Genomic DNA, 12,822 nt, shown 5'->3' on the forward strand with positions numbered 1-12,822 from the left:
CGGTGTGGCCTGTGGTTGGAAGACACGGCCTGCGTGGCGGGCGCCGGGATACCGCGCTTGCCGCAGTCTCCGTGCGCTGTGGGGTGGTGCCTGCGCACGTTCGTCTGCCACGTCGATGCCCGCGGGCTGCCGGCAGTGCCGGTACTCTTGCGGGGTCGCGCCTACTGCAGCTGCGTCACGATCTCCCGCGCCATCGCGCCCAGCGGCAGGATGCGGTCCGCACCGCCGCGCTTGATCGCTTCCTTGGGCATGCCGAACACGATGCTGGTGTGTTCGTCCTGCGCCACCGTGCGCGCGCCGGCCTGGCGCATTTCCAGCAGCCCGGCGGCGCCGTCGTCGCCCATCCCGGTCATGATGATACCGAGCGCATTGCTGCCGGCCGCACGCGCGGCAGAGCGGAACAATACATCCACCGACGGGCGGTGCCGGTTGACTGGCGGGCCTTCCAGTACTTCGACGAAATATTGCGCGCCACTGCGGCGCAACAGCAGATGTTTGCCGCCCGGTGCGATCAACGCGCGCCCCGGCATCACGCGATCGTTGTTGGCTGCCTCTTTCACTGCGATCTGGCACAGACCGTTAAGGCGTGCGGCGAAGGCGGCGGTGAATTTCTCCGGCATGTGCTGCACGATCACGATGCCAGGGCACACGCGCGGCAGGGCCGTGAGCACTTCTTCCAGCGCCTGGGTGCCGCCGGTGGAGGTGCCGATGGCAACGATGCGCTCGGTGGTTTGCGACAGCGCACGCCCGCTTTGCGCCGGCAGGATCACGTCGGCGGTGTGTTTGACCTCCGCTTCCAGCGGCACGGCAGTGACGCGCGCGGCCAGGCGCTTGACGTTGGCGCGTGCAGCGCTGCGCACGGTGGCGACCAGCTCGTCGGCCGAATCGGTGAGGAATTGCTTCAAGCCCAGACGCGGTTTGGTCACCACCGCCACCGCACCGGCGGCCAGCGCATCCATGGTCACGCGCGCGCCTTTTTCGGTGAGCGTGGAGCAGATCACCACCGGAGTGGGGCGCTCGCTCATGATCTTGCGCAGGAAGGTGATGCCGTCCATGCGCGGCATTTCCACGTCCAGCACAATGACATCCGGCCACTGCTGGCGCATCTTTTCGATGGCCAGCAGCGGGTCTGCGGCAGTGGCGATCACCTCGATACCGGGGGCGTCGTTGAGCACCCCCACCAGGACCTGGCGCACCACCGCCGAATCGTCGACCACCATGGCCTTGATGGTGTTGGGATTGGTGACGGGGCGATTGAACGCTGTGGACACGGTGGATCCTTGGTTCATGCCTTGCGGAAAATCGAAGGTGCCACCTGGACCAGATCGATGTCCAGTTCGCTCAGGCTTTCGGAATGCCCAATGCAGAAATACCCGCCCGATTTGAGGGTGGCAAGTACGCGCAAGATGACTTCGCGCTTAGTTTGCCCATTGAAATAGATCATGACATTGCGCAGGAAGATCGCATCGAAGCTCCCCAATGCCGGCAGTGCAGTGTTGAGGTTGGCATGCACGAACTGCACACGGTCGCGCAGGCGGCGTTCTACCAACAGGGTGCCGGCATACTCGCCCTCGCCGCGCAGGCAGTAGCGCTTGAGATACGACTGCGGAATGCCGTCGATGCGTTGCAATGCGTAATGCCCGGTGCGCGCCTTGGCCAGCACGCGCGTGCTGATGTCGGTGCCGACCACCTCGAACGGGCGGCCTTGCAGCGTATCGTCCAGCACCATCGCCATGCTGTAGGCCTCTTCGCCGCTTGAGCTGGCCGCGCTCCAGCAGCGGAACGGCAGCCCGCCACGATGCTCGCCGGCCAGTTTGCGCAACAGATCGAAGTGCTTGGGCTCGCGGAAGAAATAGGTTTCGTTGGTGGTCAGCAGATCGATCGCGGTCTGGATTTCCTCGCGGTCCTGGCGGCTTTCCAGCAACTGCAGATACTGCGTGTAGTTACTGAACTGGTGTTCGCGCAGACGCTTGCCCAGGCGGCCGCACAACATGGCTTTTTTGCCCGACGAGATGCTGATGCCGGCGGCTTCGAAGATGAAACGCTGGAAGCGCCCGAACTCTTGTTCGGTGATGGCGGTGGCGGTATTCATCGGCTCAGGCCACATCCGCATCGCTGGGGAGCATGTTGTCGCTCAATCGGGCGATGCGCACGGCATGTTCGCGCCACCAGTCCGACAGCATCGGCCCAGGCATCGGCGACCCCATCAGATAGCCTTGCGCCAGATCGCAGCCCAGCTCGCGCAGCAGGCGCCAGTCGTCCGGGGTTTCCACGCCTTCGGCCACGGCGGTCAGGTCCAGGCGATGCGCCAGCTCCAGCGTGGATTCGAGCACGGTGCGCTGGCTGCGGCTACGATGCGCGGCCTGCACGAAGCTGCGGTCCAGTTTGAGTTCGGTGAACGGGATGCTGGCCAGACGTTGCAGCGACGAGAAGCCGGTACCGTAATCGTCGATGGACAACCCAAAGCCATGCAGGCGCAGGCGCGCGAGCATGCTCAACGCATTGGCCGGTTCCACGATGGCGCTTTCGGTGAGTTCCAGCACCAGGTCCGCCGGGCGCAAGCCGTTATCGCTCAGCTTGGCGCACAGTTGTTCGAGAAAATCCGCTTCGCCGAGGAGCCGGGGCGACAGGTTCAATGCCAGGGTCAACTGAAAGCCTTCGCTGCGCCAATCCACAAGCTGCGCAATCGCCTTGTCGATCACCTGTTGGGTCAGGGCGTGAATCAAACCTTCGCGCTCTGCCAGCGGAATGAAGCGGTCCGGCCCGATCATGTCGCCTTGCGGGCGACGCCAGCGCGCCAGTGCTTCGACCCCGCGCAAGCGGCCGTCTTTCAGATCGAGTTTGGGTTGATACGCCACGCGGATTTCGCCGCGCCGCATCGCGCGATCCAGCCGCGAGGCCGCCGCGCCGCCGCTGGACATCAACGGCGAAACTGCCGCTTGCACGAAGGTCGGCACACTGGCGCTGGATTCGGGTTCGCATTCCAGCACGGTGGCCAGGTCCTGCAGGTTCATCGGTTTTTCGATGCCGCCCAACACACGCACGCCGGCGCTGCGGCTGAGCTGCATCACCGCATCGATCAGGGCACCGCCGCGTTGCGACACCACCACCACCGGCACGTTGTGCTGGCCGCGCGCCAGCGCATCGAGCAGTTGCACACCGTCCATGCCCGGCATTTCCAGGTCGATCAGCAATAGCGAGGGCGCGTTGGCGTGGACGAGCCAGGCCAACGCAGCGTGGCCATCGACGGCACCATCGACCGTGCTGGCGCCGAGCTGGCGGCACAAGGCCATGGCGTGTTCGCGTTGCACCACGCTGTCGTCGACCACCAGCACCGGGCCGGTGAGCGTGCAGTTGCAGGAGAGAAGGGCGGGGCGCATGGGAATCCTTGCGTGCATGCGTAAGTCAGGCCGCCATTGGGGCGGCGGGGAGCTGGGCGAGCGCATCGCGGCCCAGCACGGCATCGGCATCGAGCAGGATCACGAAACGCTCACCGATCTTGCCCATGGCCTGGATGAAATCGCGTGCGATACCGGCACCGAAACTGGGCGGCTCGACGATATCGCCCGGTGCGATCTCCAGCACTTCGCTGACCGCATCCACCAGCAACCCGAGCACCAGGTGCGCATCGCCCTGTGCGATCTCCACGATCACGATGCAGCTGCGTTTGGTGATCGCGCTGGCGTCGCGGCCGAAGCGCTGCTGCAGATCCACCACCGGCACGACTGCGCCGCGCAGATTGATCACCCCGCGCAGTGCCGGCGGCATCATCGGTACGTCGGTGGGCGTGCGGTATTCGATGATCTCCTTGATCCCGAGGATGCCCAGGCCGAACATGTCCCCGCCCAATAAAAAGGTCAGGTATTGCTGCGGTGCCGTCGGCGACGGTGCGGTGCTGCTGGCGGTGTTGTGCGCTTGCATGGTGTGCACCTCAGAAGCTGGCGAACTGCGACTCGTCGATGGCATCGGCGGTTGCCGCCACCATGCCGATCTGACGCACATTGGTCCGTCGTGCCGGTGCGCTGAGCGCCGTGGAGTGGCTGGCCTGCACCACGCGTCGCGGGCCGCTCTTGCTGCCTGAGCCAGCGCTGCGGCCACCCGTGCCCAGCCGGAAGAAGCCCATCAGCTGCTGCAGCTGCTCGGCCTGCGCACTCATTTCCTCGGACGTGGCGGCCAGTTCTTCGGCATTGGCGGCGGCCGACTGCGTGGTCTGGTTCAACTGACCCACCGCGGTGTTGATCTGGCTGACGCCGGCGGTCTGTTCTTCGGAGGCTGCAGCGATTTCCTGCACCAGGTCGGAGGTGCGGCGGATCGACGGCACCATTTCACCCAGCACGCGGCCGGCGCTTTCGGCCAGTTCCACGCTGGAGCCGGCCACTTCGCCGATCTCGTGCGCGGCGATCTGGCTACGCTCAGCCAGCTTGCGCACTTCCGCTGCCACTACCGCAAAGCCCTTGCCGTGCTCGCCGGCGCGCGCCGCTTCGATGGCCGCATTGAGCGCAAGCAGATTGGTTTGATAGGCGATGTCGTCGATGATGCCGATCTTCTTGGCGATGTCCTTCATCGCTACCACGGTGGCGCGCACGGTGTCGCCACCGTCGGCCGCTTCGCTGGCGGCCTTGGCGGCCATGCTGTCGGTGACACGTGCGTTTTCGGTGTTCTGCGCGATGGAAGCGGTCATCTGCTCCAGCGAGGCGCTGGTCTCTTCCACACCTGCGGCCTGTTCGCTGGCGGCCTGTGCAAGCGCTTGCGCGGTGGCGCTCACTTGTTCTGACGCGCTGGCCAGATTTTCGGCGTTGCGGTTGACCTCATCGACGATCTCGGTCAAGCGGGTCATGGTGGTGTTGACGTAGCGCTGCATGTCGGCGAATGCGCCTTCGTAGCGACCTTCCACGGTGTGGGTGAGGTCGCCGTCGGCCATCGCGCCCATGACCTGGATGACTTCGGAAATGCTGCGCAGATTGCTGCGCGCGCGCTCCACGGTGTCGTTGATGAAGGCCTTCTTGCCCGGCAGTTGCGCCAGCGGCGCATCGAAGTTGCCGCGGCCGAATTCGGCCACCACCCCCATCGCCAACTTCTTGACCGCAATATGTGCGCCAACCATTTCGTTGATGCCGGTGGCCATGCTGCGGAAATCGCCATCGAAGCGGGTGCTGTCGATGACCACGTCGATATCGCCCGCTTCGTGTTCGGCCGACATGTGGTTGATCTCGGCGATCAGTCCGGTGAGGTTGCCGCGCACCTGATCGATGGTGTCGTTGATGAAGCGCTTCTTGCCCGGCAGCAACGGCAGTTGTGCGGTGAAGTTGCCGCGGCCGAACTCGCCGACGCAGGCGATGGCCTGCTTCTTGACCGCGATGTGGCCAGCCACCATCGCATTGATGCCTTCGGCCATGCGACGGAAGTCGCCGGTGAAGCGCTGCGTGTCGATCACCACGTCGATATCGCCGGCATCGTGTTCCACCGACATGCGGTTGACCTCGGTGACCATGCCGGTGAGGTTGCCGCGGATCTGGTCCACCACCTCGTTGATGAAGGCTTTCTTGCCTGGCAGGCGTTCCAGCTCGGCGGCGAAATTGCCGCGGCCGAATTCGGCCACGCAGGCCATCGCCTGCTTTTTCACCGTGATATGGCTGGCGACCATGCGATTGATGCCATCGCCCATGGTGCGGAAGTCGCCGTCGAAGCGCGCCACATCGATGCGTGCGTCGATTTCGCCGGCATCGTGTTCGCGCGAGACGCGATTGATCTCGTCGTTGACGTGGCGGATGCCGCTTTGCACTTTACGCAAGCCGCGCAGCACGTCGCCGGCATGCTCGTCGCGTGTCTGCGGCAGGGCGACATCGAAGTTGCCACGCGAGAAGGCGTCCAGCGTGGTGGTGGCCAGGTCCAGCGCGCCGCTGGCGATGCGGATCGCCCACATCAGCAGAGCACCGCTGATGAGTGCTGCAACGATGCTGGCGCCGAGCAGGGCTGCATGCGACAGCGTCAGCGCAAAGCCGGCGACGATCACGAGGACGGGCAGGGCCACCGCAAGCGCGGCGGTGAACCATAACTGGGTGGCGATCGGAAGACGGTGTGACATGGCGAGAGTTCCTGGGGTCAGGTAACAACGAACGAGGCGGGTTGTAAGGAGCGAAACTGCGAATGCTCAGGCCGCCAGCGCGTCCTGGTTGGGATGCAACTGCTGAATCAGGCTGGGCACATCCAGAATCAGCGCGACATCGCCGCTGCCCAGGATGCTGGAGCCACTGATGCCTTTGACCTGTGCGAACACTTTGGACAACGGCTTGATCACGGTCTGCCATTCGCCCAGCAAGGTGTCCACGACCAGGCCGAAGCGTTGTGCGCCCTGGCGGATCACCACGATGCTTTCGCGTGCCGGGGTTCTGCCACCGAGGGCGAACAGTTCACGCAGCCGCACATACGGCAGCACGCTGCCGCGCAGGTCGATGTAGTCGCTGGCGTAGTCGGGCGTGAACTCCACGCATTCCTCCACCACATCCAGCGGCACCACGAACACGGATTTGCCCACGCCCACCTGGAAGCCGTTGATGATGGCCAGCGTCAGCGGCAGGCGCACCGAGATGGTGGTGCCGAGCCCGGCAGCGCTGTCGATCTCGACCGTGCCGCGCAGGGCGGTGATGTTGCGTTTGACCACATCCATGCCGACGCCGCGGCCGGACAGGTTGGTGACCTTTTCTGCGGTGGAAAAGCCCGGTTCGAAGATCATCGCGAACACTTCGCGGTCGCTGAGCTGGCGGCCGGGTTCGATCAGGCCGCGCTCGAGCGCCTTGGCCAGGATGCGGTCGCGGTTCAAGCCGCCGCCGTCGTCGGTGATCTGGATGACGATGCTGCCGGAGTCGTGATACGCGTTGAGGCCCACGGTGCCGCGTGCGGGTTTGCCGTGTGCCACGCGCACGTCCGCCGGCTCGATGCCGTGGTCCATCGCGTTGCGCACCAGATGCGTCAGCGGGTCGCCGATCTTTTCCACCACCGACTTGTCCAGTTCGGTGTCTTCGCCGGCCACCACCAGCGCAATGTCCTTGCCGAGTTCGCGCGCCACATCGTGCACCACACGCTGGAAGCGGCTGAAGGTGCCGCCGATCTTGACCATGCGTAGCTGCAAGGCGCTTTCGCGCACGTCTTCCACCAGGCCGGCCAGGATCGAGGCCGATTCCAGTAGTTGCGCATCGCCGGTACGCTGCGCGTTGGCGTTGGTGCTGCTGACGGCAATGATGAGTTCGCCGACCAGATCGATCATGCGATCGAGCTTGTCGGCATCCACACGGATCGAGCGCGCATCGCTGTTGCGGCCGCCCGCGTCGGGTGCGTTGCGGGCCGGCGCCGATGCGGCGTTTGCGCCATTTGGCACGGCGGCAAGTACGCTGACCGGCACCGCGACAACCACCGGCTCGCTGATCAGCAGCGTGGCTGTATCGGCTGGTGCAGGCACTGCGGCGATATCCAGATCGCAATCGTCGCGGACGAATTCGAACACCTCTTCGATCGCGGCGCGGTCGGCATCGCTGCGTAGCAGGATCTGGAAACCGAGGTAATTGGCTTCCGGGTCGAGGTCTTCGAACTTTGGCAATTGGCTGTAGTCGGTGCCGATCGACTCTACCGACCCGAGGCCGCGCAGATTGCGGATCAGCTTGAGCGGCGAGTTGCCGAAGCGCAGTGCGTCGGCGAAAAGTTTGAGCGAAATACGCCAGTAACCGCTCTGTTTTTCAGGCGTGCTGTACTGGATGGCGGCAGCGGTGACGCCGCAGGCGCTGCTTTGCAGATAGGTCTGCAGCTGCGCCAATAACGGGTCGGCTTCGGCAGCCAGCGCATCCGCATCGGCATGACTGGGGTCGGCGGCAGTCTCCACCAATGCATGGATATGATCGCAACACACCAGCAGCAGTCCGATCAGTTCCGAGCTCAACGTCAGCGCTTCATCGCGCACCAGATCGAGCACGCTTTCCACCACATGGGTGAAGCCGACCAGCTGCGGCAGATCGAATAATCCGCCCGAGCCCTTGATGGTATGCGCGGCACGGAAGATCGCATTGACCGCATCCGGCGACGACTCGCCACGCTCGGCTTCGAGCAGATGCCGTTCCATGTCTTCGAGCAGGTCCCGGCTCTCGGCCAGGAAGGTCTGCATCAGCTGGTTCATGTCCATGCGCGCGTCACCCGTCCGTTAGTGAATCTGTTCGCCGAGGCCGGCAACCGCATGCGGGTACAGCGCTTCGAGCAGGCCGAGCAGTTCGATCACATCGACCACCGCACGGCTGGAGTCGGTCAGCGAAAACGGCCGTCCATCGGCCTGGATCGCCTGCTTGGTGGCCAGCAGCAATTGCAGGCCGGTGGTGTCGATTTCGCTCACTGCCGCCAGATCCAGATGCACTCCACCCGGATGCGCCAACGCCGGCTGCAACAGCGGCTTGAGTTCGGCGGCGCGACGAATCGTCATCTCGCCCTCAAGGGCAAGCGTCAACGGCGCGGGCAGATCGGGAGATGGAGTGTTCATGGGTGCCTCAAGCGATGGCGCACGTTGGGTGCGATGACGCGGGGAGAAGGTCGCGGTGACATGGATCTGCGTGGCGTGCTCTGCACACAGGGTCATGCCGGTCTATGCAGGTATCGGCGCCTAGCTGGAATATTTAGGCCAAATTCAGTCGAATGACGTAAATGTGAAATCTTCTAGCAGTTCTGAAATTAACTGCTCAGGTTTGTCGCAAGCAGGCTCATAAGGCGTTTGTCCTGGACAGTCCCGGGACAACATGCGCGTGTTTCAAACACGGCGGAGCAGTGCGCATCGAGCAAGGGCAAGGGCTGCGAGCCCGTTGCGTATGACGCAGATTGGCGCGATATCGGAGACGTCTCGCGCGCACGCCATGCACACAGGTGGTGCTCACCTGCGTGCATGGCGTGTGGTGCTGTCGAGTCTGTTGCGACGCCGCTAAATGCAGCGTTGCGCTTCAGCCCGGTGTCAGTGCGGCCAGCAAACCGCGTGCAGCGTTGAAGCGGTCTGCGCCTTCGGGCATCGGCAACTTGATGCGCAGTTTGTCCGGGCCATCCATGGTGTAGATCTTCGGCTGCTTCTGGATCATCTGGATGACGGTCATCGGGTCGATCGATGGCTTGGCTTCGAACACCAGACGCCCGCCGTTTTCACCCAGATCCAGCTTGCGGATCCCCAACGCATTGGCCTGCAGCTTGAGCTCGGCAATCGCAAACAGGTGCTTGACCGGATCCGGCAGCAAGCCGAAGCGGTCGATCATCTCCACCTGCAATTCGCGCAAGGCATCGGTATCGCGTGCACTGGAAATGCGCTTGTACAGCGTCAGGCGCGTATGCACATCGGGCAGGTAATCCTCGGGAATCAGCGAGGCCACATGCAGCTCCACTTCGGCGCCGCGCGCTTCTTCGCCGGCATCCAGATCGGGCAGTTTGCCTTGGCGAATACTGCGCACCGCGCGCTCCAGCAGCTCGGTGTACAGGCTGAAACCGACCTCGGCCATCTGGCCGCTCTGGTCTTCGCCGAGCAATTCGCCGGCGCCGCGGATTTCAAGATCGTGCGTGGCCAGGGTAAAGCCTGCGCCCAGCTCGTCCATCGAGGCGATGGCTTCCAGGCGCTTTTCTGCATCGGAGGTCATCGAGCGCCGGTCCGGCACCACCAGATACGCATAGGCGCGGTGATGCGAACGGCCCACGCGGCCGCGCAGCTGATGCAACTGCGCAAGACCGAAGCGATCGGCGCGGTTGATGATGATGGTGTTGGCGTTGGGAATGTCGATGCCCGATTCGATGATCGTGGTCGACAACAACACGTTGAAGCGTTGCTTCTGGAAATCCAGCATCACCCGTTCCAGCTCACGCTCGGGCATCTGCCCGTGCGCGATGCCGATGCGCGCTTCCGGCACCAGCTCGGACAGATCGCGTTGCATGCGCACGATGCTTTCCACATCGTTATGCAGGAAGTACAGCTGACCGCCACGGCTGAGCTCGCGCTGGAATGCTTCGCGCAGCAGCGTGTTGTCCCAGGCGGTGATGAAGGTTTGCACCGCCAGGCGGTTGGGCGGCGGGGTGGCGATGATGGACAGATCGCGCAACCCGGCCATGGCCATATTGAGCGTGCGCGGGATCGGCGTGGCGGTGAGCGTGAGCAGATGCACGTTGGCGCGCATCGCCTTGAGCGCTTCTTTTTGCCGCACGCCGAACCGTTGTTCCTCGTCGACCACGACCAGGCCCAGATCCTTGAACTTCACATCTGGCTGCAACAAGCGGTGCGTGCCGATGATGACGTCGATATCGCCACTGGCGACCTTCTCCAGCTCGGCCTTGATTTCCTTGGTGCTCTTGAAGCGCGAAAGCACTTCCACCTTCATCGGGTAATCGGCAAAGCGGTCGCGGAAATTGCGGTAATGCTGTTCGGCCAACAGGGTGGTCGGCACCAGTACGGCGACCTGCTTGCCGGCACTGGCCGCAGCAAATGCCGCGCGCACCGCGACCTCGGTCTTGCCGAAACCGACATCGCCGCACACCACGCGGTCCATCGGCTGGCTGCTGCCCAGATCGCGCAGCGTGGCATCGATGGCGGCAAGCTGGTCGGTGGTTTCTTCGAACGGGAATCCGGCTGCAAACGGCTCGTACATCGCACGGTCCACCTGCAGCGCCAGGCCGGCGCGCGCGCGGCGGCGGGCCTGGATTTCCAGCAGTTCGGCAGCCACGTCGCGCACCTTCTCGGCGGCTCTGCGCTTGGCCTTGGTCCATTGCTCGCCGCCCAGCGAATGCAGCGGCGCGGTCTCGGCCGACGCACCGGAGTAACGGCTGATCAGATGCAGCTGGGCCACCGGCACATACAGCCGGTCGCCCTTGGCGTATTCGATTTCCAGGAACTCGCCGGGCATGCCGCCGGCATCGAGCACGATCAGCCCGCGGTAGCGGCCCACACCGTGATCCTCGTGCACGATCGGCGCGCCTTCGGACAGCTCGCCCAGGTCGCGAATGATCGCTTCCGGCTCACGCCCGACCCGGCGCGTGCGGCGCGGTTGGTTGGCCCGCTCGGGAAATAGCTGGCGCTCGGTCAGCAACGCAATCTGCGGGTCGTCCAGCGCAAAACCGTCTTCCAGCGCTGCCACCGTGATGCCGAAACGCAGCTTGGTTGCCGCCAGGAAGGCGGGCACATCGGCCACGACATCCGGCTTGAGCTGGGCGGCGGCCAGCACTTCCATCAAGGCTTCGCGGCGGCCTGCCGAATCGGCGGCGACCAGCACACGGCCCGGGTAGTGGCTCAGGAACGAGGCCAGTGCCTGGCCAGCCGGCGCGTCTTTTGCGGCAACCGGCAACGGCGGCAGCGGTTGGTCGCCGAGCGCGGCGGCCTCGTCGATGCGCGCATGGTCGCTGGCCCACACCTCGATACGCGCCAGCTTGTTGAGCCGCTCGCGCAGCGCATCCGGCGATTGATACAACTCGTCCGGCGGCAGCAGCGGGCGCTCCACATCGTGGCGGCGCTGTTCGTAGCGATTCTGCGCCTGCGCCCAGAACGTATCGGCGGCGTTGGACACGCCAGTGGCCACCAGCGGCAGCACACGCGTGTCCAGATAGTCGAACAAGGTAGCGGTCTTGTTGAAGAACATCGGCAGGTAGTACTCGACCCCTGACGGCGCCAGGCCCGATTTGAGATCCTGGTACAAGGCGCTGCGCCGGGTATCCACGTCGAAGCGTTCGCGCAGGCAGGCCAGCACGCGTTCGACGCTGGCATCGTCCATCGGCACTTCGCGGCCGGGCAACATCTTGACCGCGTCCACCTTGTCCAGCGAACGCTGCGATTCCGGGTCGAACACGCGGATCGAATCGATGTCTTCATCCAGCAACTCCACGCGCAGCGGCGTGGATTCGCCCATCGGAAACACGTCGAGCAACCCGCCGCGCACCGCAAAATCGCCTGGGTCCATCACCTGCGGCACATTGCGGTAACCGGCGCTTTCCAGGCGGCGTTTTTCCGCATCCAGATCCAGCCGCTGGCCAACCTTGAGATCGAAACTGCCGCCGACGATGTAGCTCAGCGGTGCCAGCTGCTGCATCAGGGTCTGCACCGGCACGATCACCACGCCCTTGCTCAGGCCGGGCAGGCGATGCAGGGCAGCCAGGCGCTGGCTGATGATTTCCGGGTGCGGGCTGAACTGGTCGTAGGGCAGGGTTTCCCAATCGGGAAACGGCACCACCGGCAGCGTCGCGTGCTCACCGAGCAAGGCGTGCAGATCGGCCTCAATCTGGTGCGCGCTCTGGTTATCGCGGGCGATCACCAGCAGCGGGCCGGCATGCGCTTCGGCAGCGCGGGCGATCGACCAAGCCAGTGCAGTCGGAGAAGACGGAGAGCGCCAGTAGGCGCGGAGCTGGCCAGACTTGGGCAGCGGCGGCGAGGGATAGGTAGGCTGCGGCATCAGTCCGCGATTTTATCAGAGCGCCCGCAGTGCCCGGTCCATCTGGCGTGAAAGCTGGTGTTGGCTCGTGCGCGGAGAGCTTCGCCAAGTTCTGCTGGCTTGCCGCTGCCGTTCTGGTGACCGGCCGATTTTGGAGCAACCGCTGAGCGGGTCGAAGGCGCGGTGCCCTCACCGTTTGCGGGACACGCCGTGAATCCGTCCGTGTAGGCTCGGTGGCGGCATCCATGCCGCCACACGGTCCCGCAATCGGTAAGCACACCGCGCCAGCACGTTGGTCGGTCGTCTGAGGAGGGTCATCAGACCGCAGGCGGCTTTTTTGGGCCCAGTATTGGTTCGGTAGGCCGTCAATAGCACCGCTCACCGCGCCTGGCTTGAACCATGCACA

8 protein-coding genes are annotated in these 12,822 nt (G+C 64.4%); all 8 read right to left on the reverse strand.

Annotation, left to right across the window (positions count from 1 at the left end):
* Positions 1–161 precede the first annotated feature (161 nt).
* Positions 162–1,289 (reverse strand): protein-glutamate methylesterase/protein-glutamine glutaminase, encoded by a 1,128-nt coding sequence (locus tag ABQZ00_RS05260; protein ID WP_055849789.1) that lies wholly within the window; start codon positions 1,287–1,289, stop codon positions 162–164.
* Positions 1,286–2,092 (reverse strand): CheR family methyltransferase, encoded by an 807-nt coding sequence (locus ABQZ00_RS05265; protein ID WP_323539342.1) that lies wholly within the window; start codon positions 2,090–2,092, stop codon positions 1,286–1,288. The genes ABQZ00_RS05260 and ABQZ00_RS05265 overlap by 4 nt, the downstream gene beginning before the upstream one ends.
* 4 nt (positions 2,093–2,096) lie before the next feature.
* On the reverse strand, positions 2,097–3,380 hold the full coding sequence (locus tag ABQZ00_RS05270) for an EAL domain-containing response regulator (RefSeq protein WP_323539341.1): 1,284 nt from the start codon (positions 3,378–3,380) through the stop codon (positions 2,097–2,099).
* Positions 3,381–3,405: 25 nt separating this feature from the next.
* Positions 3,406–3,921: a chemotaxis protein CheW gene (locus tag ABQZ00_RS05275; RefSeq protein WP_323539340.1), complete on the reverse strand. Its 516-nt coding sequence runs from the start codon at positions 3,919–3,921 to the stop codon at positions 3,406–3,408.
* Between the two features lie 10 nt (positions 3,922–3,931).
* The gene (locus ABQZ00_RS05280) at positions 3,932–6,085 is read right to left on the reverse strand and encodes a methyl-accepting chemotaxis protein (RefSeq protein ID WP_323539339.1); all 2,154 of its coding nucleotides are present in this window, start codon (positions 6,083–6,085) and stop codon (positions 3,932–3,934) included.
* A 66-nt stretch (positions 6,086–6,151) separates the two neighbouring features.
* On the reverse strand, positions 6,152–8,170 hold the full coding sequence (locus ABQZ00_RS05285; protein WP_323539338.1) for a chemotaxis protein CheA: 2,019 nt from the start codon (positions 8,168–8,170) through the stop codon (positions 6,152–6,154).
* Positions 8,171–8,188: 18 nt separating this feature from the next.
* Positions 8,189–8,518 carry an STAS domain-containing protein gene (locus ABQZ00_RS05290; RefSeq protein ID WP_115513439.1) on the reverse strand — a complete coding sequence of 110 codons (330 nt, stop codon included), beginning with the start codon at positions 8,516–8,518 and terminating at the stop codon, positions 8,189–8,191.
* 451 nt (positions 8,519–8,969) lie between these two features.
* Positions 8,970–12,437, reverse strand: a complete 3,468-nt coding sequence (gene mfd, locus ABQZ00_RS05295) for a transcription-repair coupling factor (RefSeq protein ID WP_323539337.1) — start codon at positions 12,435–12,437, stop codon at positions 8,970–8,972.
* Positions 12,438–12,822: the final 385 nt, after the last annotated feature.

The organism is Xanthomonas sp. WHRI 10204 (genome assembly GCF_040202875.1).
Classification (GTDB): Bacteria; Pseudomonadota; Gammaproteobacteria; order Xanthomonadales; family Xanthomonadaceae; genus Xanthomonas.

What these genes read in the sequence shown, in the direction of transcription:
- ABQZ00_RS05260 (WP_055849789.1), bottom strand. Translation starts at nt 1,289, where the DNA reads ATGAACCAAGGATCCACCGTGTCCACAGCGTTCAATCGCCCCGTCACC.
- ABQZ00_RS05285 (WP_323539338.1), bottom strand. Translation starts at nt 8,170, where the DNA reads ATGGACATGAACCAGCTGATGCAGACCTTCCTGGCCGAGAGCCGGGAC.
- ABQZ00_RS05270 (WP_323539341.1), bottom strand. Translation starts at nt 3,380, where the DNA reads ATGCGCCCCGCCCTTCTCTCCTGCAACTGCACGCTCACCGGCCCGGTG.
- ABQZ00_RS05265 (WP_323539342.1), bottom strand. Translation starts at nt 2,092, where the DNA reads ATGAATACCGCCACCGCCATCACCGAACAAGAGTTCGGGCGCTTCCAG.
- ABQZ00_RS05290 (WP_115513439.1), bottom strand. Translation starts at nt 8,518, where the DNA reads ATGAACACTCCATCTCCCGATCTGCCCGCGCCGTTGACGCTTGCCCTT.
- mfd (WP_323539337.1), bottom strand. Translation starts at nt 12,437, where the DNA reads ATGCCGCAGCCTACCTATCCCTCGCCGCCGCTGCCCAAGTCTGGCCAG.
- ABQZ00_RS05275 (WP_323539340.1), bottom strand. Translation starts at nt 3,921, where the DNA reads ATGCAAGCGCACAACACCGCCAGCAGCACCGCACCGTCGCCGACGGCA.
- ABQZ00_RS05280 (WP_323539339.1), bottom strand. Translation starts at nt 6,085, where the DNA reads ATGTCACACCGTCTTCCGATCGCCACCCAGTTATGGTTCACCGCCGCG.